The organism is Arthrobacter sp. P4_H3, assembly GCF_056400885.1.
The window spans coordinates 44,096-65,953 of record NZ_JBFUKK010000018.1; the positions used below are offsets into that span (position 1 = coordinate 44,096).

Consider the following 21,858-nt stretch of genomic DNA (forward strand, 5'->3'; position numbering starts at 1 on the left):
CCGGGAGGCCTTCCGTTTAATGACCGTGCCGGCAATCGCCGGGACGGTCATAGGCAGCCAGTGCTGGCCCTGGATCTAGTGCTGTCCTGACGGCTCGGCGCGGGCCGGGCGGGGTGCAGCGTACATTTCCACGATGACCGATTCGAAGTCCTTCATCACCTGGTCCCGCTTGACCTTCATTGACGGCGTCAGGTGGCCGGATGCCTCGGTGAAGTCGGACGGCACGATCCGGAACGACTTGATGGCCTCGGCCTGGGATACGGACTGGTTGGCGTGCGTGATCAGGTCCTGGACTGCAGCCTTGACCACAGGATGGTCCGCCGCTGCCGCAAGGGTGGTGCTGGCAGGCAGTCCGTGGCGCTGCAGCCAACCCGGCAGGGCTTCCTCGTCCAACGTCACCAACGCGCCGATGAACGGCCTGTTGTCTCCCACCACAAGGACCTGCGACACGAGAGCGTCAGCCCGGATCTGGTCTTCCAGCAGGGCGGGCACCACGTTCTTGCCGCTGGCCGTGACGATGATTTCCTTCTTGCGGCCTGTGATGGTCAGGAAGCCGTCACTGTCCATTTGGCCGATGTCGCCGGTGCGGAACCAGCCGTCCACGAAGGTGTCGGCCGCGAGGTCGTCACGCTTGTAGTAGCCGCGCATTACGCAGACGCCCTTGGCGAGGATCTCGCCGTCGTCGGCTATCTTCACCGCATTTCCGGGCAGGGGGGCGCCCACTGTTCCGATCCTGATCAGCTGGGGAGTGTTCACCGTGATCGGGGCCGTGGTTTCGGTCAGGCCGTAGCCTTCGAGGATCTGCATGCCGATGCCCTGGAAGAAGTGCCCCAGGCGTTCGCCCAAGGGGCCGCCGCCGGACACTGCGTGGGCGACCTCGCCGCCCATGGCCGCGCGCAGCTTGCTGTAGACGAGCTTGTCGAAGAGAGCATGCCGGAGCTTGAGGCCGAAGCCCACAGACCCGGCCTGCCGGGCACGCGAGTAGGCGATGGCGGTGTCGGCCGCCTTGTGGAAAATGGCTCCTTTGCCGCCGTCCTCGGCCTTCGTCAGTGCGGAGTTGTAGACCTTTTCGAACACCCGCGGCACCGCCAGGATAAACGTCGGTTTGTAGCTCTGCAGGTCGGGCAGGAGGTGCTTGATGTCCGGCGTGTGGGCCACGGTGACACCGGCAGCCACCGCCAGGACCGAGATGAAGCGGGCGAACACGTGGGCCAGCGGCAGGAACATAATGGTTCTGGCTTGCTCATGGACGATACCGGACAGCGAAGTGGCCAGGGCGTTCTCGGAAAGCTCCACAAAGTTGCCGTGCGTCAGTTCGCAGCCCTTGGGCCGGCCCGTGGTGCCCGAGGTGTAGATGATCGTGGCGACGTCAGAGAGCGAAGCCAGGCTCCTGCGTGCTTCCAGGTCTTCGTCGCTGATGGCCGTACCGGCGGCGCGCAGTTCCTCCAGCCCTGCACCCTCAAGCTGCCAGACGTGGGCAAGCGAAGAGAGTCCTTCGGAGGTGGCGGCCTGCCGGATGATGTCCTCGTGGTGCGCCGACTCGCCAAACGCGGCGACTGCACCCGAGTCGCCCAGGTTCCAGGCCACCTGCGTGGGTGAGGACGTCTCGTAGATGGGAACGGAGATGCCGCCGGCGAACCAGATGGCGAAGTCCACCAGTGCCCACTCGTACCGGGTGCGGGACATGATGCCAACGCGGTCCCCGGCTGCGACGCCGCTGGCCATGAGGCCCTTGGCCAGGACGCGGACGTCCGCGAGGAAGTCGGTGGCGGAAATATCCTGCCACTGCCCGGCGGAGTCGAGACGCGAATACAGGGACGGGTTCGAGGCCTTGGCGGCTTGCCGCAGCACCAGATCGGTGACGTTGGTTTCCGGGGGTACTTTGACCAAGGGCGGAACACTGAATTCGCGCACGATAGCTCCTTTGTTATCCATAGACCCGCAGGGGGTACTGCTAACACTAGTACGCCCGTTGCGGAGGTGTGTTCTGATTCACCTACTGGCGAGTAACTTTACGGTTAAGTGCGGGAATCCCGCCAGTCCGGCCCGTCTGGAGCCATCCCTGGAGCCCCGCCCGGAGCCGTTTCGCGCATGGCCGGCGGCGCAGGAAAACAGGGGCCGGGCAATAGAATGGGGAACCATGCACACACCTTCGCCCGGCGACCTGCCCAGACCCTACCGACGGACGGCCGCCTGGCGGCGCAGGAAGCCTTCCGCGCAGGATTCGCTCTCTGCAAGCCAGAGCTTCCGCGAGCACCTCCGGCTGGGCCGCAAAGGGTTGGCGATCGGGGTGGACATCGGGGGAACCAAGGTTGCCGCCGGCGTGGTGGATGCCGACGGCCGGATCCTCAGCCAGGCCAGGCGTTCCACGCCCGGGAACGATCCCCGGGCGGTGGAACAGGTGATCGTGGAACTGGTGGAGGAGTTGGGCCGCGGCCACCGCATCTGGTCGGTGGGAATCGGCGCCGCGGGATGGATGGACCTCGACGGCGGGACGGTGCTTTTCAGCCCGCACCTCGCCTGGCGCAACGAACCGCTGCGGGAAAACCTCCAGCGCCTGCTGCGCCGGCCGGTCCTGCTGACCAACGACGCCGATGCCGCCGCGTGGGCGGAGTGGCGCTTCGGTGCAGGGCAGGGACAGAACCGGCTCGTCTGCATCACGCTTGGCACCGGGATCGGCGGTGCCATGGTGATGGACGGCAGGGTGGAACGCGGACGGTTTGGCGTCGCGGGTGAGTTCGGCCACCAGATCATCATGCCCGGCGGGCACCGGTGCGAATGCGGAAACCGCGGCTGCTGGGAACAGTACGCGTCCGGAAACGCCCTGGGCCGCGAAGCCCGTGAGCTGGCGGCTGCCAATTCGCCCGTGGCGCAGGAACTCCTGAAAGCCGTGGACGGGCAGGTGGACCGGATCACCGGGGCCATCGTGACGGATCTGGCCAAGGCCGGAGACCCCACGTCGAGGGAATTGCTGGAAGACGTCGGGGAGTGGCTGGGGCTCGGCCTTGCCAACCTAGCGGCCGCGCTGGATCCCGGAAAGTTCGTGATCGGCGGGGGCCTCTGCGACGCGGGAGAACTGCTGGTGGCGCCGGCACGCAAGGCTTTTGCCCGCAACCTGACCGGGCGCGGGTTCCGGCCGGCCGCGGAGATTGCACTGGCAGCACTGGGGCCCAACGCCGGACTGATTGGCGCCGCGGACCTGTCCCGGGTCAGCAGCCGGATGCACGGCTAGACGCTAAACCCGGGCGCCGTCGTCGTGATCGTCCTTTTCCTGCGGCAGCTGCATGATCAGGTAGATCACTGACAGGACGAACGCTGCGACAATGCCCAAAATGGCCATCAGGGGCGCCGACCGCCAAAACATGGCGGCGAGCACCAGGGCCACGGGTCCGCCCACAGCCCCCAGCCAGGCCAGCATGGTCAGGGGATTTGTTCCTGCCAGGCTTGGCGGTTCCTCGGGAACGAACGGGTCGTCGTCGTCGTCCGCTTCATAGTCCCGGGGCCCGGTGCCCGCCGCTGCCTGGTCCGCCCGGGGGAGTGGTTCATGGGACGCGGCCTGGCGTTCCGACGCCGAGGGCTCTGTCGGGGCGGCGCCGGACAGCCCCAGGGGATCGAAGTCGCGGAACGGCCGTTTGGACGGGGCGCTGCCTTCTTCGGCCGGAGCCTCCGGGTCGCGGCCCTCGAGCCGCGAGACCAAGTCCTGCCATACGGCGTCGTCCTGGTTCGCGCTCTGGTCCGAGGAATTAGAGTCGGATCTGGTCATCAGCCGTGTCCTTCAGGGCGAGAGGGGCTAGCGTCCACGTGTCCCGGCACCACTCTGCGGATGAATTCCGCGGTCCCGCGAAAAATCTCCTCGGCATCATTGTCCAGGGTGGCCACGTGGTAGCTGTTTTCCAAGGCGCTGAGCTCCAGCGGGGCGTTGGTGAGGCCACGGCGCAGCGCCACAATGCTGGAGTCGGACACCACATGGTCCACCGTGGAGCGGAACACCCGCACGGGTGCGGTGATCAGGGGCAGCAGCCGCAGGGTGTCCTTGAACATCTTGTTGAGTTCGTGGGCCGCCGCCACCGGTGTCCGCGGGTAGGCGCCCTCGTCCATGTCCGGCTTCAGGATGTCGTTCGCGATGGCCGGAGTGCTCTTCATCACCAGCTTCAGGATGCCGGCGAGGGGGGCGCGGGGATCGTCGATGACCAGGCCCGGGTTGACCACGATTGTTCCCGCCACAGGACGCCGGGCGGCCACCCTCAGGGCGAGAGCGCCTCCCATGGACAGGCCGGCCGTGAAGACGTGGTCGCATTCGGCCTCAAGCTCAAGGTAGGCAGCGTCGTAGGCGGCATGCCAATCCTGCCAGCGGGTCCTCGCAAGTTCCTGCCAACTGGTGCCGTGTCCTGGCAGGAGCGGCATCCGCACGGCAAAGCCGGCGTCGGCCAGGGATCGGGCCCAGGCCCGCACGCCGTGCGGGCTGCCGGTGAAGCCATGGGAAACGGCGACGCCAACCGACGGGCCGTCGCCGGTAAAGGGGCTGCTGAAAGGGCTGTGGTCGGCGGCGATGCTCATGATGTCTCCGAGGATACGTGGTGCGGCGCGTGCTCATGGAAAAAGCGGGTCGAATTCTCGAAAATCACCGGCGCGTCGTTGTCCAGCGTGGCGACGTGTCCGCTGTTTGGCAGCGGGATGACGCAAAGGTCGGCTGACCCCAGCCGCCGCCTGATCATCGCCAGGGACGACGGCGGCACAACGTCGTCGTTGTCCGATTTGAAGACCAGGACCGGGGCGGTCACGCGCGGCAGTCCGCGGCGGGCGGCAGCAAACAGCTTCTTCAGTTGGTGGACGGCCGCGAGCGGTGTCCGTGAATAGTCGCCATCCTCAGTCGTGGCCGCGGTGGGGTTGGCCTCAACAATCGGCACGGTGGTCCGCTGGAAGTACTTCAGGATGCCGATGATCCGCACCCTGCGGTCGTAGAAGCTGAGCCCGGGGTTGACCACGGCCACTCCGGCAACGGGGTAGCGGGACGCCGTCCGCAGGGCTACGGCGCCGCCCATGGACAGCCCTGCGACGTAGCAGGCCTCAGTCCGGCCCGCCAGCTCAATGTAGGCGGCATCGAAGGCTCCGGCCCATTCCCGCCAGCCGGAACGGGCCAGCTCGCGCCAGTCGGTCCCGTGCCCGGGCAGGAGGGGGACGGAGACCGCAAACCCCTGCTCGGCCAGGTGCAGGGCCCACGGCATGACGCTGAGGGGACTCCCCGTGAAGCCGTGGCAAATGGCAATGCCAATCCTGGCATTCCTGCCATGGCCGGGGTAGCTGAAAGCGGCAGGCATCGACGGTTTGCTGCTTTCTCTCATATGCCCATCGTGTCACTCTTCGCCACAAATCTCACTAGAGTAGGGTTGCATTGAAGGCCTGGCCGGACCCGACGGAGGGCCGGTCAGACGCCCTCCGGAGAGGTACGCCACGTGTTTTATTGGTTCATGAAGACGTTCGTTCTGGGACCGGTGCTCAAGCTCCTGTTCCGGCCCTGGGTCAAGGGGCTCGACAACGTCCCCGCCGAAGGCGCAGCCATCCTGGCTTCCAACCATCTGTCCTTCTCCGACTCCATCTTTATGCCCCTTATGGTGCCGCGGCCCGTGATTTTTCTGGCAAAGTCCGAGTACTTCACCGGCAAGGGCCTCAAAGGCAGGCTGACGGCCCTCTTTTTCCGGCTGACGAACCAGCTGCCGATGGACCGTTCCGGGGGAGCGGCCTCCGCCGCTTCGCTCAACGCCGGAATGGACGTCCTCACGCACGGCTCGCTGCTTGGCATTTATCCGGAAGGAACCCGAAGCCCCGACTCGCGGCTCTACCGCGGAAAGGTCGGCGTGGCGAAACTCGCCCTGCAGGCCAGGGTTCCGGTGATTCCCGTAGCCATGATCGGAACGGACAAGGTCCAGCCCATCGGGAAACGGATGCCGAACATCCGGCGTATCGGCATGATCTTCGGTGAACCGCTGGACTTCAGCCGGTATTACGGCATGGAGGATGACCGCCTGATCCAGCGGTCCGTCACGGACGAAATCATGTATGAACTCATGCGCCTGTCCGGGCAGGAGTACGTGGACGAATACGCGGCCGTGGTCAAACTGCGGCTGGCGGGCAAACCCACTGAGGGCTCAGGCGGTTCCGGCAGCGGCCCCGCAGAACCCGGGAAGGCCTGACGCCGGTTCAGTAACGCTTGTTCCCGTACGCCGGTTCTGTGACGCCTGTTTGGGACGAATGACGGTTACGGTGCGGAAACCCGGATCCGGGAACTAGTCTTGTAGTGTGACTGAGCTATCTGCAAAACCTGCCTCCCTGCTGACCAGTACCGCCCAGAGCGGTGCCGCCAACTATCCGGGACTGGACCACTGGCGGGAACTGCCGGTCTCCCAGCAGCCCAGCTGGCAAAACAAAGAGGTCTTTGACGCCTCCGTGAAGGAACTTTCCGTCCTTCCGCCGCTCGTCTTCGCCGGCGAAGTGGACATCCTGCGTGAACGTCTGGCCGCTGCCGCGCAAGGCAAGGCCTTCCTGCTCCAGGGCGGGGACTGCGCGGAAACGTTCGAGGCAGCGACCGCTGACAAGATCAGCGCACGGGTCAAGACCATCCTGCAGATGGCCGTCGTCCTCACCTACGGCGCGGCGATGCCCGTCATCAAAATGGGCCGCATGGCCGGACAGTTCGCGAAGCCGCGCTCCTCCAACGACGAAACGCGCGAAGGCGTGACGCTCCCCGCGTACCGCGGCGACATCGTCAACGGCTACGACTTCACCCCGGAATCCCGCGCCCACGACGCCGGCCGGATGCTGAAGGCGTACCACACGTCCGCTTCCACCCTGAACCTCATCCGTGCCTTCACTCAAGGCGGTTTCGCGGACCTCCGCCTGGTGCACCAGTGGAACAAGGGCTTCACCGAAAACCCGGCCCACGCCCGCTACGAGTCGCTGGCGCGGGACATCGACCGTGCCATCAAGTTCATGGCGTCCTGCGGTGCGGACTTCGAGGCCCTCAAGCGCGTGGAATTCTACGCCAGCCACGAAGCGCTGCTGCTCGACTACGAACGCGCACTGACCCGCATCGACTCCCGCACGGGACTTCCGTACGACACGTCGGCGCATTTCCTCTGGATCGGGGAACGCACCCGCGAACTCGACCACGCCCACGTCGACTTCCTCTCCCGCGTCCGCAACCCGATCGGCGTCAAGCTGGGCCCCTCGACGTCCGGGGATGACGCCCTGCGGCTGATCGACAAGCTGGATCCAAACCGCGAACCGGGCCGGCTCACCTTCATCACCCGGATGGGCGCGGGCAACATCCGCGAGAAGCTCCCCGCCATCGTCGAAAAGGTCACGGCCTCCGGCGCGCAGGTCCTCTGGGTTACCGATCCCATGCACGGGAACACGGTCACCTCGCCCAACGGCTACAAGACGCGCAACTTCGACGACGTCATTGACGAAGTGCGCGGCTTCTTCGAGGTCCACCACTCGCTGGGCACCATTCCGGGCGGCCTGCACGTCGAGATGACGGGTGACGACGTCGCGGAGTGCCTCGGCGGCGCCGACCCCATCGACCAGGAAGCATTCCTGGACCGCTACGAATCGGTCTGCGATCCGCGCTTGAACCACATGCAGTCCCTGGAAATGGCCTTCCTCGTCGCAGGGGCGCTGTCCAAGCGCTGACCCCCGCACCGGTTGACAGAAAAAGCTCCGCCCGGCTCTACCAGCCGGACGGAGCTTTTTCGTGGGGAAGCCATTCAGTGTGTGACCCGGGTCTTGCCGCGGTCAGCCGCCCGCATACCGCCTAGACGACCGTGAGGGTTACGACGGAGCCCTCAGGCACCTGGGTGTTCACCGGATCCTGGTCCCGCACTGTTCCAAAGAAGCCGCCCAGGATGTTGTTCACCCGGACTTCGAAGCCGAGCTTCTCCAGCGCCTTGCGGGCATCGTTGGCCTGTTTGCCGATGTAGCTGGGGACATCCACGAGCTTGGGGCCCTTGGACACCGTGAGTGTGACGGCCTCGCCGCGCGTCAGGGCGCCGGAAGACGGATCCTGGGCTACTACAGCGCCCTTGGGGACCTTCTTGTCGTTGACCGTTTGAGGTGAGATGACGGCCTTCAGGCCTGCGGCCTCAATAGCCTTGACCGCGGCACCCTGCTCCTGTCCGCGCACGTCGGGCACCGGTATGGGCTCGGGTCCCTTGGAGACGGTCAGGCTGACGGGCGTACCGCGCCGGGCGGGAGTGCCGGCCGCAGGATCCTGGGCGAGGACGGTGCCTGCGGGGTCTGTTTCGCTGAAGGTCTCGGTGACGGTGCCCAGTGCCATCTCGGCGCCGTTGAGCTCGTTCTTTGCCTCGTCCAGGGACTTGCCGCTCATTCCGGGCAGGGGAAACAGCTGGGGACCTTTGGAAACGAAGAGCGATACCGGCTGGAACTTGCGGATTTCCCGCCCCGCCTCAGGTTCGGTGCCCACCACGAGCCCGGCCCGGATGTCGTCGTCGAAAACATCCTTGGTGGTGGACTGGAATCCGGCATTGCCCAGCAGCTGCTGGGCCTCCGCCACTGTCTTGTTGGCGACCCGGGGAATTGTCCCGGGGGAGCCGGGCCCCATACCGAAGAACCAGCCTGCGCCCGTTGCCAGCAGCGCCGCGATCACCAGGATGATGATCCAGAGGAGGCCACGACGGCGGGGGTTGCCTTCGCGGAGCGACCGGACCGGCGTGGACGCTGCCTTGGTCTGCGCCCTCGCCGCGTCGCGGTCAAGCTTGCGCTGTGCCCGTTTGCTCATCGGGGACGCGGTGTCCGGGTCGTCCCCGGCATCCCCGAAAGCGGCTTCCGGCTCGGCTGGGGCCGCCAGGGCACCGAACTGGCCCGGATGCCGCGGTGAAGACGAGAGCACCGTGGTGGGATGGTTCTGGCGCGAGATGATTTCTGTTGGATGCTGTCCGGCGGACAGGACTTCTGTTTGGTCCTGATGTGCAGGGGGCGGCGACCCGACAGGCAGGTGTGCAGGCGGGCGCAGCCCGGCCGGTGAATGGGCGACGGCGGCGATCGCGGCGGGCGGCTGGAGATCCAGTTCCGCATCGGTGAGGTTGGTACGGATGTGCCTCAGCTCCGACAGGAGCGCGTTGCCGTCCACCGGGCGCTGCTCGGGGTCCCTTGCCGTGCACCACTGCACCAGCTCGTCCACTTCGGCAGCCAGCCCCGGCACGTTGGCCGAAGGGGCTTCCACCGAGGAATTCACATGTTGGTAGGCCACCTGGATGGGGACTTCGCCGTCGAACGGCTGCTTGCCGGTGATCATTTCGTACAGCATGATGCCCACCGAGTAGATGTCGCTGCGGGCATCCGCGGTCCTGCCGAGCACCAGCTCCGGCGACAGGTAGGCCACCGTGCCGATCAGGGCACCGGTGCTCGTTGAGGTGGTGACCGCCCGGGCCAGGCCGAAGTCACCCAGTTTGATGCGCCCGTCATCGGCGATCAGGACATTTTCCGGTTTGATGTCCCGGTGGATCAGGCCGGCTGCGTGGGCCGATCCCAGCCCTTCCACCACGGGGTCGATCAGCGCCAGGGCAAGGCGGGGAGACAGCGCGCCTTTCTCCCTGATCACGTCGCGGAGGGTGTGGCCCTTGATGTACTCCATCACCAGATAGGCGGTCGGTCCGTCCGAGCCTTGGTCCAGGACGCCTACGACATGGGGGTGGGACAGTTTGGCCGCGGCCTTGGCTTCCCGGCCCAGCCTGTCCAGGAAGTTATCGTCGTTCACCAGGTGCGGATGAAGGACCTTGAGTGCAACGTCGCGCTCGAGCCGCTGGTCCGTTGCGAGGTAAACGGTGGACATTCCGCCGCGCGCCAGTCTGGACTGGACCCGGTAACGGTTGTCCACCAGCGTTCCAACGAGGGAGTCCGACACTTTTTCCTGCACCCTACGATCCTAAGTGCTACACGGAAACGGGCCCGAATCGACATGCAATCCGGACCCGTATCGTTACCCACCCGGCACGCTTTGGACGAGTGCCGGAACGGACTAGCTGAAGTTCTTCTTGTGCGCCTTGATCGCAGCGACGTAGGACTTGGTGTCCTCGTACATGCCGTACTTCTTGACCGAGTACTGGCCCTGGTAGTAGCCCGCGATGGCGTTGTCCATGTCCTTGCTGGTACTGATCAGCTGGCGGATGATGGCCACGCCCGCAGTTGCGTTGTCATACGGATCGAGCAGGTTCAGCTTGCGGCCCACAAGATCCGAAGCCCATTCGCCCGACGTCGGGATGACCTGCATGGTGCCAATCGCGTTGGCCGGTGAGACGGCGCGCTGGTCGAAACCGGACTCCTGGTACGCGAACGCCAGGGCGAGCGAGGGATCTACGCCCATCCGCCGCGCGGTGTCCGCGACGATCGACTTCATCTGTTCCCGGCTGGGCACGGGGGAGGCGTTGAGCAGGGCTTTGTTCTGGTTGGCGGACGAGACCACGGCCGCAGGGTATGTGAACCCGAGGAACGAACCCGGCACCAGGGGAGTGACGCTGGCAGCGGGCTGGATCGAGGCTCCGGGGATGACCAGCTTGTTCCCCGGGTAGATCATGCTGGACATGGTCAGCTTGTTCGCGGACAGGATGTCTGACAGCTTGACGCCGTTTTTTGCGGCAATGGCGGACAGCGTGTCGCCGGACTTGACCGTGTAGGAGCCGGAACTGGCGGCCGGTGCCGGCGCCTGCGCCGGAGCCGGTGCGGGGTTGGCGGCCGGGGCCGGGGCCGCGGACTGGCCGCTGCCGATCTTGACCTTTTGTCCCGGGTAGATGATGGAGCTCATGTTGAGGCCGTTCCAGCTCAACACTTCCGACAGCTTGACGCCGTGCCGTGCGGCGATGGCGCCCAGGGTGTCGCCGGATTTGACGGTGTAGACGCTGCCGCCGGTGCTGGCTGTGGCTGCCGCGGGGGCAGCAGGCTTGGCCGTGGGGGCCGCAGCCGAACCGGTCAGCTTGATCTTCTGCCCCGGATAGATGACGGTGTTCGGCTGCAGGTTGTTCAGCTTCAGGACCGCGTAGGTGTCCAAGCCGTAGCGGCCCGCGATGCTGCTGATGGTGTCGCCGCGCGCAATGGTGTACTCGGCGGGTGCCGCGGGCTGGGCCGGCCGCAGGGAGCTGGGTAGGGACGTGGAAACCGACGCCGCAGGGATGACGCCTGACTTCAGTGCCGCTTCCTGGGCCTGCATGGCCGCAGCGAGCGTGGCGGGCACGGTCCGCGGGCGGGATTCGGCCAATGCGGGCTGGGCCATGGCCAGTGAGGACAGGACGACTGCCGGGAGGGCGGCCGTAGTTGCCGCAATCACAGGCAGGCTCGGCCTGGGGTGCTGCTTTGGCGATCGGGGCGTCGTCATGGGGATGATCCTCTTCTCAGCGGCGAGTGCTGTCGGTCAGGCCTGTGTTACGAATGATACTAGTGTTACTAAAGTTAGTGTTGGTGCAAATGTGATCTATGTGAATCTCTCACGAATTACCGATTAGCACAAGAATTGTCGGGCATTGTCCATATGCCTTTTTTCGGAGTGTCGATTTGCGGGTTCAGGCCGCCGCTTCCCGCTGACTAGGCGCAATAGCGCTTCCGTGGCAATCTTGTTCCGTGAGTACTGTAGAAAGCCTTGTAGGCGAATGGCTGCCGCTGCCCGACGTTGCAGAAATGATGAACGTTTCCATCACTAAGGTCCATGGATTCCTGGACGAAAAGGCGCTGGTCGCGCTCAGGGTCGGCGACCGTCGAATCCGCTCCGTGCCCGCCGATTTTATGCAGGACGGCCATCCGGTGGAAAGCCTCAAGGGGACCATCGTCGTCCTGTCGGATGCGGGCTACTCCGATGAGGAACTGATTACCTGGCTTTTCACCCCGGACGAATCACTGCGGGGCCGGCCTATTGACGCGCTGCGTGAAGGCCGCAAGACGGAAATCCGCCGCAGGGCGCAGTCCCTCGCCTGGTAGTACTCGCCAGGATCCCAGCAAAGTCCCGATGAGCGCCGGGCCGCGCCGCTGAATTCAGGCGGCGCGGCTGACGGTTGCCTCGGCCAGCTTCCGCAAGGCCGTCTTGGGCAGGTCTTCCAGCGGCAGCAGGTCGAGTTCCGTGAATGCTGCCCGACCGAATTCCTCAATCAGAACTTCAGTTGCCTGGAGTGCTCCGCAGTCCACGATGATGCGCCGGATTTCCTCCACGTCCGCATCCGAGAGGTCCGGGCTTCCGAGCCTGGCGTCAAGGAAACGGGATTCTTCCGGTGCCGCCTGGTCCAGGGCTAAAGCCACCAAGACCGTGCGCTTGCCTTCCCGGAGATCATCGCCAGCGGGTTTGCCGGTGGTGACGGGATCGCCGAAGACTCCCAGGACGTCGTCCCGGAGCTGGAAGGCTTCGCCGAGGGGCAGGGCAAACGCCGAGTAGCCGCGGAGAAGTTCATCGGAGGCGCCTGCAAGCGCACCGCCCAGGGCAAGCGGGTGCTCGGTGGAATACTTTGCCGACTTGAACCGGATGATGGACTGGGCGCGGCTGACCGCACCGGCGCGGTCGCGCATGGGTCCCGCGACCTCTTCCAGGATGTCCAGGTACTGGCCCGCCATCACTTCTGCCCGCATCAGGTTAAAGATCAGCCGTGCCTGGCTTCCCGAGGCCGCCGCCTCGCCGATGTCCGTGAACGTCTCCTCGCTGAACGAGAGGCACAGGTCCCCGGTCAGGATGGCGGCAGCATGACCGAAGCGTTCACTGTCCAGGGCCCAGCCCTGGGCTTCATGCAGCTGGCTGAAGCGGCGGTGCACACTGGGGCCTCCGCGCCGTGTGTCCGAACGGTCAATGATGTCATCGTGGATCAGTGCCGCCGCCTGGAAGAGCTCCAGCGCCGATCCCGCTGTGATCACCTCGGCGGCCGCCGCGTCTCCGCCGGCGCCGCGCCAGCCCCAGTAGCACATGAGTGCCCGCAGCCTTTTGCCTCCGGTGACGAGGTTGGAGATGGAGCCCATCAGCGGATCGATGTCCTGGGATATGGCGGACATCACGGATTGGCGGGTGGCCAGGAAGTCGTTGAGCTTGCCGGCGACGGCGGCCACGAACGCCGTCTGCTCAAGGCGCAGCTGCTCGGCGACCGTCACTTGGCGGACTCGGCTGCGACGTTGGCGCCAATCGTGAACGTGGAGACCCCGCCGGTCTCCACCACTGCTATGTTCACGGTTTCGTTGTCACCTCGGAGGAAGTCCTTTGACGCCACTGCGCCCACATTCTCCCCGGGCACAGCCTTGAAGCCCTGGGCTTCCAGCTCCTTCGTATAGAAAGCCACGACGGCGGCAGCCGGGGAAGTGATGTTTCCCACCAGGGCGGCCGTCGCCGGAGTGGACGTCTTGTCGAAGCTGCTCGAGACCACCTTTGACCCGGGCATGACCGGCAGGAGCTTCTCCGGGAAGCCGGAGACGAGCGCGCCGACGGTTGCCGTGGTTCCGGGTGACGCCGAAGGGCTCGGCGGTGCAGTGGTGGATGCCTGTTCAGTGACGGAAGCTGAAGCGCTGGCCGTCCCCGAGGCCTTGGCGCCGGGATCGGCCGGGGTGCATGCCGCCAGGGCCAGCACGGCGCCAGCCACGATCACGGCACAGCCCGCAGGCTTGAGCTTTCCAATTACCTTCACAGAAACTGTCCTCCTGGTGTTGACGCCGGATTCAGCCTCCAGTTTAGTCAGTCCCACGGCATAGGATTGTAGGCGTGGGGTCGGAACAGGATAAACAGAAGCTCGAAGCGACCCTCAGGGAGCTCCGTCGAAGCAGCATCCTGCATGTGGACATGGACGCTTTTTTCGTCTCAGTGGAACTCCGGAGCCGTCCGGCCCTGCGCGGAAAACCGGTGATCGTCGGTTACCCGGCGGAGCGGTCGGTTGTCCTGTCCGCCTCCTATGAAGCCCGGGCCTTCGGGGTGAAGTCCGCGATGCCCATGGCGGTCGCGGCGCGCATGTGCCCCTCGGCAATCATCATCGAACCCCGGCACAAGCTCTACTATGAGGTTTCCGCGCAGCTGATGGCGATCTTCGGGTCCATCACGGACCTCGTGGAGCCCCTCAGCGTCGACGAAGCCTTCCTCGACGTCGGCGGAGCCATCCGGCGGCTGGGAAGTCCGCGCGAGATCGGTGAGATTATCCGCCGGCGCGTGGTGGGCGAGCTCGGCATCACCGCATCCGTCGGCATAGCTGCCAGCAAATTTGTGGCCAAGATAGCGTCCACCCGCTGCAAGCCGGACGGACTCCTGCTCATCGCGCCCGATGAGACAGTTGCCTACCTGCACAGTCTTCCGGTCAACGCGCTCTGGGGTGTCGGAGCCAAGACCGTCGAGGTATTGGCGCGCATGGGGATCCGGACTGTGGCGGATGTGGCCGCGACGCCGCCGGCCTCGCTGAAGAAATCGCTGGGGGCCTCCGGCGAGCACGTCTACAGGCTTTCGTGGGGGATTGACCCCCGGCCGGTGACTCCGGTCCGCCTGGAGAAGAGCATCGGTGCCGAGGAAACGTTCGCCGTGGATACGGCCGATGACGTGCTCCTGCACCGGGAGCTGCTGCGTTTGTCGCACCGGACAGCCGAGCGGCTCCGAAGCACAGGAATGGTCGCCAGGACCATCTCCCTCAAACTCCGCTACGCCGATTTCTCCACCATCACACGCAGCCGGACCGTGCATGCCCCCGTAGACAGTGCTCAGCTGATCTATGCCGTTACCGTTCAGCTCCTCGAATCACTGGGCACGCGGCCCATGACAGTCCGCCTTGTCGGAGTGCGGGCGGAGCAGCTCGAGGACGCCGCCCACACCTCACTGCAACTCAGCCTGGACCGCCGCGATGACAATTGGCGGGCGGCGGAACAGGCCCTGGACAGGGTGGCTGAGAAGTTCGGCTCGAAATCGGTGCTTCCGGCGCGGCTCCTGGACCCGCTCAACACCGCCGACTGAGCACGGTAGCCCCTCGGAAAGCACTCCGGAAGCCGTCCTGCCCTCCCCGGCTGATAATGCGCCTGTGCCTCCGCCCGGCTCCGCCCGCAGCGTCTTTCAGAACGGGGCACAACAAACTATCCTTAGATATACATAGATTTCGAACGTCTGGAATTACTGAACAGCCAGCTGCATCAGTCCCTCGTCCGAATGCGTGGAACCCGGGTCCTCCGGTATACGGTGGCCGGGAACCTCCTGCGCATGCCGGACGTTATCGGATTGAGAACCAGAGGCCACGGCACGTCCGGACGTTGGCCGACTTAAGGAGGTCGTGATGCCGCTCTCGGAGCACGAACAGAAGTTGCTCGAGCAGCTGGAGAAGCAGCTGCACGAGGACGATCCGAAGTTTGCCAACTCAATGGGATCGGATCCGGGCCGCAACTGGTCCACGCGCCATATTGTGATGGGCGTGCTGGCCACCCTGGCCGGTGTCCTCCTCCTGCTGGTGGGCGTATCACTTCAGAGCATTTTTGTTGGTGTCCTCGGTTTCATTGTGATGGGAGCCGGAGTCTATTTCGCAACGATGCGTAGTTCCGCTGCCGGGAAAGCAAAATCGTCCGGCGCCAAGAAGACCGGTAAGGGGCGCAGCTCATTCATGAGCGGCCTTGAAGAGCGCTGGGACGAACGCCGCCGCGGCGAACCGTGACAGCCGTTCGCTAACGCTCCACTTCGCACCACCCTGCCTCCGGCAGGCCAGCATGAAGACCCGCCCCGGCGGGTCTTTTGCTTTTTAAACGCCCACAATCCGGGGCGGCGATCCCGGAGGCTCGTCGCGGCGGGCGGGGCCTCCCGCCGTCGTCCTCCCAAATGACGTCCGCGTGCGCCACTCAACGCCATAACCCCTCCACTTTCCACCACGCCCCCTGAACCCTGTATTTCCGGGGGAGTATTCGTCCAATCCCGGGATGAATCTTTCGTGTCGCGTTGACTGTGGAGCGATGTGGAGTAAAGTGGAGCGAGTAAGAGGGTAGTGGCAGCACAGGGGACGTGCAGCTCCTGACGACAGACAGGCGGGTGGCCATGTTTCTTGGCACTCACTCGCCGCGTTTGGACGAAAAGGGGCGGATCATCCTCCCAGCGAAGTTCCGTGAGGAACTTGCCAGCGGACTGGTACTCACAAGGGGCCAGGAACGTTGCATCTACGTCTTCAGTGAGCGGGAATTCGAACGGATTCACGAGCAAATGCGGGAGGCGCCCATCTCCTCCAAGCAGACTCGTGACTACATCCGGGTTTTCCTCTCTGGAGCCTCGGACGAGGTACCTGACAAGCAGGGGCGCGTGACTATTCCTCCCGCACTCCGGGCATATGCAGGTCTTGGCAGGGAGCTCGCCGTCATTGGCGCCGGCTCCCGGGCGGAGATCTGGGATGCCCAGGCCTGGAATGAGTACCTGGCGGAGAAGGAAACCTCCTTCTCCGAAACCGACGACGCCATCCCGGGAATCTTCTGAAACCCGGAGGCGACGACGTAAGCGTTTCTTGAACGAGATCTCCAGCCGCCCATCCGAACGTTTTCCTGGCTCACTTCCCCGGAGCCAGGCGGACGCTGGGATAGGCGCGGATGGGGATCTGGCTTAAGAAACACACCCCGAGGCACAACGGCAAGAAAGGACAACGGTATGAGCGATCCCAACCAGCCAAAACCCACGTCCGAACGCCATGTACCGGTCCTCAAGGACCGGTGCATCAATTTGTTGGCCCCGGGTATCGAGGCAGCCCGCCAACGCGGCGAGAGCCCCGTGGTCATCGATGCAACCCTCGGGATGGGCGGCCACTCCGAAGCCCTGCTCCAGCGGTTCCCGGACCTCCACCTGATCGGAATCGACCGCGACGAGGAAGCACTGGCCCTCGCCGGTGAGCGTTTGAAAGCCTTCACCGGCCGGACTGACCTGGTGCACGCTGTCTACGACGAAATCCCCGATGTCCTCCGCGAGCTTGGCGTTACCGAGGTCCACGGCGTGCTCATGGACCTGGGGGTTTCCTCCCTGCAGCTCGACGAGCGTGAGCGCGGGTTTGCCTACTCCTTTGATGCCCCGTTGGACATGCGCATGGACACGAGCCGGGGACAGACGGCCGCGGACGTGGTGAACAACTACAGCGAAGAGGACCTGGTCCGCATCATCCGCAAATGGGGTGAAGAGAAGTTTGCCGGGAGAATCGCGAACCGCATTGTGGCGGCGCGCGAGGCGAAGCCTTTCGCCACCACGGGTGAACTCGTTGACACCATTCGCGCCGTTGTCCCGTCAGGGGCAGCAAAAACCGGCGGACACCCGGCCAAGCGGACCTTCCAGGCACTGCGGATCGAAGTCAACGAAGAACTCGATGTGCTGGAGCGCGCGGTGCCTGCTGCCGTGGACGCCCTGGCCATGGGAGGCCGCGTGGTGGTCATGTCGTACCACTCGCTGGAAGACAAGATCGTCAAGAAGGTCTTCCAGGCCGGCTCAAAGTCGTCAGCGCCGCTGGGGTTCCCGGTGGAGCTGGAGGAGCACAAGGCCGAACTCAAGACCCTGACCAAGGGCACCGAGGTGCCCACTGCCGACGAAATCGCCGAAAATCCACGCGCAGCGTCCGCCAGGTTGCGCGCAGTTGAACGAATCAGAGCCAGGAGGGCCGCATGAGCACCGCCGCTGCCAAGAACTTCCCAGCCGTGTCCGGCACGGCGGCCCGTGCCCTCACGGGGCTCAAGCCTGACGGAGGCTCCGAGCGGAAGCTGCGGACGCCACTGTCGGTAGTGCGCTCCACGCCGCGCAAGCGCCGGGCCCCCTTCGTTGTGCTCTGCTTCGCCCTGCTGGCTGTTGCTCTGATGGCTGTCCTGGTCCTGAACATCTCCGTCTCCACTGCCCAGTATCAGTTGGTGCAGTTGCGGAGCGACCAGTCCACGCTGACGAAACAGAACCAGGACCTGACACAGCAGGTCCAGAACTTCGATGCCCCGCAGAACCTGGCTGCCAAGGCCGCAGAATTGGGCATGGTTGCTTCCACCGGCAAGGGCCAGATCGACCTGTCCACGTTGACGGTCAGCGGGACCCCCAAACCGGCGGCCAAGGGTGACAAGCCGGGCGCCGTCATTGCAGCGCCCGCTGTTGCCGGACAGCTCACTGTCGTTCCGCCCGCCACCACCAAGGATCCGCTGGCCGCCCGCAAGCCGGCGGACGCTGCGGCCGCAAAACAGCCCGCACCTGCGGCACCGGCGGCAGCAGCCCCGGCCGCCGCTGCGCCAAAGCCCGCGGTTGATCTCCACGGCGGTTCCGTTCCGGCGCCGAAGCAAAAGACGCCGGGACAGTAACTGACAGGACTGACCACCAGTACGCAACCAGCAAGGACTCATCGTGGCGCAGAGCACGGGCAAGAAGACAACCGCAAAAGTGCCCAACGCCACCAGGAGGCTCCGCCTCGGACTGGGCATGATGCTGGCGCTGTTGCTTGTGGTTGGCGGCAAGCTGTTCATGGTCCAGGGGCTGGACATCGGCGGAATGGCTGAGGCCGCACTGAACAACCGCCTGACCCCGATCGAGCTCCCTGCCGAACGTGGCAGCATCCTGGACGCGAACGGGACGGTCCTGGCCGACAGCGTGATCCGTTACAACGTGGTGGTGGATCAGCGGGTCAACACCAAGACCGAGTCGTTCAGGCGACTGGACACCGTGGGCGAGAAGGAAGAGCTCGTTACTGTCTCCAGGGACAAGGGCATCGAGGAGCTGGCCGCTGTCCTGGGACAGAACCCCGAGGACATCAAGGACGCCCTGACGGGGGAGAAACCCTATTACATCGTGGCGAAGGATCTCAAGCCCGACATGGAGGACCGGATCTCGAAGCTGCAGATCCCGGGAATAGTCACCGTCGGCACCAGCAAGCGCGTTTACCCGAACGGCTCAGTGGCCGGCGGGATCGTCGGATTCCTGCAGGACGGAGCCAGCGGCCAGGCAGGACTGGAACAGACCCAGAACGAAGTCCTCAAGGGAACTCCCGGCAAGCGGCTTTTTGAAATTGGCGCCGACGGCCTGCGCATCCCGGTGGGCGTGGACGAGTTGACTCCAGCCGTCAACGGCAAGGACATCCGGCTTACCCTCAATTCGGACCTCCAATACTTCGCGCAGCAGGCCATCCAGAGCCAGTCGGACAAGCTGAGCGCCGAATGGGGCGTCATCATCGTCCAGGACATCAAGACCGGCAACATCATCGCCATGGCGGACACCAACGCCCCGGACCCCAACGACCCCGGCAAGGTGGCTGCCAAGGACCGTGGCGTCCGCTCGGTGACTGCCGCCTATGAGCCGGGCTCGGTGGAGAAGATGATCACGGCGGCCGCCGTGATCGAAGAGGGCAAGTCCAGCCCGCTCGACCATTTCACTATCCCGTCATCCCTTGTAGTGGACGGCCAGGTCTTCACGGACTCCTTCGACCATGGCACCGAGGAACGGACGCTGGCCGGGATCCTTGGCTGGTCCATGAACACCGGAACTGTCATGGCGGGTTCGCGCCTCACCAAGGAACAGCGCCACGACTGGCTGCAGAAGTTCGGCATCGGTGAGGCACCCGACATCGGGCTGCCCGCCGAGGCCGGCGGCATCCTCACCCCGGCCGATCAGTGGGACGGCCGGCAGGAGTATACGGTCCTGTTCGGACAGGGTGTCTCGCAATCCACGCTGCAGACCGTCCGCGCCTACCAGTCCATTGCCAACGGCGGCGTGATGCTCCAGCCGCGCCTGATTGACAGCTACATCAACCCCGATGGAACCGAAGAAAAGGTCCCCGCGAAGGAAAACCGCCAGGTCGTGTCTCCGGAGACCGCGAAGCAGGTACGGGACATCCTGGAGAGCGCCGTTACCGAAGGCCAGATCAAGGACGCGGCCATTGACGGGTACCGCGTCGGGGCCAAGACCGGAACGTCCGAATCACCGTGCGACGACGGCAAGTCCGGGTACTGCGGGTACACGGCGTCCATGGTGGGGATGGCGCCGATGGACGATCCTCGGTTTATTGTTGAAGTTGTCCTGCAGCGCCCCAAAGGCAGCATCTACGGAATCACCAACGGTCCGGTATTCCGCTCGGTGATGAGCCAGGTTCTGCGGACTTACAACGTTCCGCCATCAACGGGCGCGCCGGTCAGGCTGCCCCAGTACGTCAAGTAGCACGTCCACAACATCGTACGCATCAGGGGAACTTCCCCTACGCCCGGTGTGATCCACTAGCACCAACGGAGATCCACTTGTCAGAGCACCATGCCCCAGGCAGCACCGACGCGACGAACGGCACGGAATCCGGTTCCGGCTTCCGGCCGACGGCCGTTGCCGCGGTGCCCCTGGGCACCATCGGCGAGTCTGTCGGCGTCGTAGTTCCCGGGGCCTCCCGCTCCATACCCGTCACCGGGATTTCGCTGAACTCGCGAACGGTGCAGCCGGGTGACCTGTACGTTGCGCTGCCCGGCGCAGCCCGGCACGGGGCGGACTTCGTTTCCCAGGCGGTCACGGCGGGGGCGGTTGCGGTCGTGACGGACGACGACGGCGCGCGGCTCCTCGCACTGTCTGCAAACACTCCCGTGCCGGTCCTGGTGGTTGACCGGCCCCGCAACGCCGTCGGAGGCCTGGCGGCGCTGATCTACCAGAGCCGGCCGGAAACGGGCGCCGCTCCGTCACTGTTCGGCGTCACCGGCACCAACGGCAAGACCACCACCACCTACTTCATCAACGCGCTGCTTCAGGCGCTGGGCCGCAAGACCGGACTGATCGGCACCATCGAAATCGTGGCCGGCGGCCAGCCGATTCCCAGCCTGCTCACGACGCCCGAATCCACGGACATCCACGCCCTGCTGGCGCTCATGCGCGAACGCGGCCTGGACGCTGCCTCCATGGAGGTTTCCTCGCACGCAGTGTCGTTCCACCGGGTGGACGGGGTGCAGTTCGACGTCGCCGGCTTCACCAACCTGACCCAGGACCATCTGGACCTCCACGGCACCATGGACGACTATTTCCAGACCAAGGCGGAGCTGTTCACACCGCTCCGGGCCAGGTCTGCGGTCATCACAATCGACGACGAATGGGGCAGGCGCCTCGCGGCCGGCGCAGCCATTCCGGTCACCACCCTGGCGACGGCCGAAGGCACCGACCCGTCAGCATCCGCCGCCGACTGGACCGTCACCGCCACCGCGCCGCGGGGGCTTGGCACGGAATTCCGGCTGAGCCACCGCGACGGCACGGAACTCCGCGTCCACACGGGCCTGCCCGGGGGCTTCAACGTCTCCAACGCGGCCCTCGCGACCCTTATGGTGCTGGCCAGCGGAGTCGACGCAGAAACGCTGCAGTCAGTGCTCGACTCGGCCGATCCGTTCACCGTAGCCGTACCCGGACGCATGCAGCTCGTTTCCACGGCGCCGGCCGCCGTCGTCGACTTTGCCCACAACCCGGACGCCCTCCAGCGTGCGCTGGAAGCCGTGCGCTCCGCGGAACCGGGCTCGAGGGTGATCGTGGTCTTCGGAGCCACAGGGCAGCGGGACCAGGGCAAACGGCCGGCCATGGGGGCCATCGCTGCGCGCCTTGCTGACGTAGTCATCGTCAGCGACGACGACCCCCACGACGAGGACGCCGCTGCCATCCGTGCCGACGTCCTGGCGGGCGCCCGCCACGCCCAGGAAACCGAAGGCCTCGCATGCACAATCCTTGAGTCGTACCCGCGCGACGCAGCCATCCGGCAAGCCGTTGACATGGCCGATCAGCGGGACACGATCCTCGTGGCCGGGCGCGGCCACGAGGTCTGGCAGGAAGTCAAAGGCGTCAATCTGGCGCTCGACGACAGGGTGGAGCTCCGCGAGGCCTTGACAGCCCGCGGATTCACCGTTCTGAATGACGAGCGGATAGAGTCCTAGACC

At 65.2% G+C, this 21,858-nt stretch carries 19 protein-coding genes; 11 read left to right on the plus strand and 8 right to left on the minus strand.

Going from position 1 to position 21,858, the window contains the following annotated elements; all coding sequences use genetic code 11:
* Positions 1-75: 75 nt before the first annotated feature.
* A complete protein-coding gene (locus tag AC1DRE_RS19640; RefSeq protein ID WP_476986177.1) occupies positions 76-1,914 on the minus strand; it encodes an AMP-dependent synthetase/ligase in 1,839 nt (612 codons plus the stop codon).
* Positions 1,915-2,140: 226 nt separating this feature from the next.
* Between AC1DRE_RS19640 and AC1DRE_RS19645 the strand changes: the two genes are divergently transcribed.
* Positions 2,141-3,232 carry an ROK family glucokinase gene (locus tag AC1DRE_RS19645; RefSeq protein ID WP_476986178.1) on the plus strand — a complete coding sequence of 364 codons (1,092 nt, stop codon included), beginning with the start codon at positions 2,141-2,143 and terminating at the stop codon, positions 3,230-3,232.
* Positions 3,233-3,235: 3 nt separating this feature from the next.
* On the opposite strand, the gene AC1DRE_RS19650 is transcribed toward AC1DRE_RS19645, so the two are convergent.
* Genes AC1DRE_RS19650 through AC1DRE_RS19660 form a run of 3 tightly spaced genes read right to left on the minus strand, consistent with a single transcriptional unit; the run spans position 3,236 to position 5,342 of the window.
* Positions 3,236-3,763, minus strand: a complete 528-nt coding sequence (locus AC1DRE_RS19650; RefSeq protein ID WP_476986179.1) for a hypothetical protein — start codon at positions 3,761-3,763, stop codon at positions 3,236-3,238.
* Complete coding sequence (locus tag AC1DRE_RS19655; protein WP_476986180.1) at positions 3,763-4,557, minus strand: alpha/beta hydrolase; 795 nt, start codon at positions 4,555-4,557, stop codon at positions 3,763-3,765. The genes AC1DRE_RS19650 and AC1DRE_RS19655 overlap by 1 nt, the downstream gene beginning before the upstream one ends.
* On the minus strand, positions 4,554-5,342 hold the full coding sequence (locus AC1DRE_RS19660; RefSeq protein ID WP_476986181.1) for an alpha/beta hydrolase: 789 nt from the start codon (positions 5,340-5,342) through the stop codon (positions 4,554-4,556). The genes AC1DRE_RS19655 and AC1DRE_RS19660 overlap by 4 nt, the downstream gene beginning before the upstream one ends.
* A gap of 111 nt (positions 5,343-5,453) precedes the next feature.
* Here AC1DRE_RS19660 and AC1DRE_RS19665 point away from each other — a divergent pair, with 111 nt between their 5' ends.
* On the plus strand, positions 5,454-6,191 hold the full coding sequence (locus tag AC1DRE_RS19665; RefSeq protein ID WP_476986182.1) for a lysophospholipid acyltransferase family protein: 738 nt from the start codon (positions 5,454-5,456) through the stop codon (positions 6,189-6,191).
* A 106-nt stretch (positions 6,192-6,297) separates the two neighbouring features.
* Positions 6,298-7,689, plus strand: a complete 1,392-nt coding sequence (locus AC1DRE_RS19670; protein ID WP_476986183.1) for a class II 3-deoxy-7-phosphoheptulonate synthase — start codon at positions 6,298-6,300, stop codon at positions 7,687-7,689.
* 121 nt (positions 7,690-7,810) lie between these two features.
* Here the strand turns inward: AC1DRE_RS19670 and AC1DRE_RS19675 are convergent, their stop codons facing one another.
* Together AC1DRE_RS19675 and AC1DRE_RS19680 are read right to left on the minus strand one after the other, a co-directional pair.
* A complete protein-coding gene (locus AC1DRE_RS19675) occupies positions 7,811-9,931 on the minus strand; it encodes a Stk1 family PASTA domain-containing Ser/Thr kinase (protein WP_476986184.1) in 2,121 nt (706 codons plus the stop codon).
* Between the two features lie 102 nt (positions 9,932-10,033).
* Positions 10,034-11,383: a lytic transglycosylase gene (locus AC1DRE_RS19680; protein WP_476986185.1), complete on the minus strand. Its 1,350-nt coding sequence runs from the start codon at positions 11,381-11,383 to the stop codon at positions 10,034-10,036.
* A 242-nt stretch (positions 11,384-11,625) separates the two neighbouring features.
* Here AC1DRE_RS19680 and AC1DRE_RS19685 point away from each other — a divergent pair, with 242 nt between their 5' ends.
* Positions 11,626-11,979 (plus strand): Rv2175c family DNA-binding protein, encoded by a 354-nt coding sequence (locus AC1DRE_RS19685; RefSeq protein ID WP_476986186.1) that lies wholly within the window; start codon positions 11,626-11,628, stop codon positions 11,977-11,979.
* Between the two features lie 54 nt (positions 11,980-12,033).
* Here the strand turns inward: AC1DRE_RS19685 and AC1DRE_RS19690 are convergent, their stop codons facing one another.
* Both AC1DRE_RS19690 and AC1DRE_RS19695 read right to left on the minus strand, forming a co-directional pair.
* Complete coding sequence (locus AC1DRE_RS19690; protein WP_476986187.1) at positions 12,034-13,128, minus strand: polyprenyl synthetase family protein; 1,095 nt, start codon at positions 13,126-13,128, stop codon at positions 12,034-12,036.
* Entirely contained in the window at positions 13,125-13,655 is a 531-nt protein-coding gene (locus AC1DRE_RS19695) for a hypothetical protein (protein ID WP_476986188.1), read from the minus strand. Before AC1DRE_RS19695 ends, AC1DRE_RS19690 begins: the two co-directional genes overlap by 4 nt.
* A gap of 74 nt (positions 13,656-13,729) precedes the next feature.
* Here AC1DRE_RS19695 and dinB point away from each other — a divergent pair, with 74 nt between their 5' ends.
* The 7 genes from dinB (at position 13,730) to AC1DRE_RS19730 (ending at position 21,855) form a co-directional block, all read left to right on the plus strand.
* On the plus strand, positions 13,730-14,956 hold the full coding sequence (dinB, locus tag AC1DRE_RS19700; protein ID WP_476986189.1) for a DNA polymerase IV: 1,227 nt from the start codon (positions 13,730-13,732) through the stop codon (positions 14,954-14,956).
* A 313-nt stretch (positions 14,957-15,269) separates the two neighbouring features.
* Positions 15,270-15,641 (plus strand): DUF3040 domain-containing protein, encoded by a 372-nt coding sequence (locus tag AC1DRE_RS19705; RefSeq protein ID WP_364128605.1) that lies wholly within the window; start codon positions 15,270-15,272, stop codon positions 15,639-15,641.
* A gap of 374 nt (positions 15,642-16,015) precedes the next feature.
* On the plus strand, positions 16,016-16,444 hold the full coding sequence (mraZ, locus tag AC1DRE_RS19710) for a division/cell wall cluster transcriptional repressor MraZ (RefSeq protein ID WP_028271726.1): 429 nt from the start codon (positions 16,016-16,018) through the stop codon (positions 16,442-16,444).
* A gap of 168 nt (positions 16,445-16,612) precedes the next feature.
* Positions 16,613-17,611, plus strand: coding sequence for a 16S rRNA (cytosine(1402)-N(4))-methyltransferase RsmH (gene rsmH / locus AC1DRE_RS19715; protein WP_476986190.1), 999 nt, complete (start codon positions 16,613-16,615; stop codon positions 17,609-17,611).
* Entirely contained in the window at positions 17,608-18,279 is a 672-nt protein-coding gene (gene ftsL, locus AC1DRE_RS19720; RefSeq protein WP_476986191.1) for a cell division protein FtsL, read from the plus strand. The genes rsmH and ftsL overlap by 4 nt, the downstream gene beginning before the upstream one ends.
* Before the next feature lie 43 nt (positions 18,280-18,322).
* A complete protein-coding gene (locus tag AC1DRE_RS19725; protein ID WP_476986192.1) occupies positions 18,323-20,125 on the plus strand; it encodes a peptidoglycan D,D-transpeptidase FtsI family protein in 1,803 nt (600 codons plus the stop codon).
* Between the two features lie 77 nt (positions 20,126-20,202).
* Positions 20,203-21,855, plus strand: a complete 1,653-nt coding sequence (locus AC1DRE_RS19730) for a UDP-N-acetylmuramoyl-L-alanyl-D-glutamate--2,6-diaminopimelate ligase (RefSeq protein ID WP_476986193.1) — start codon at positions 20,203-20,205, stop codon at positions 21,853-21,855.
* Positions 21,856-21,858 lie beyond the last annotated feature (3 nt).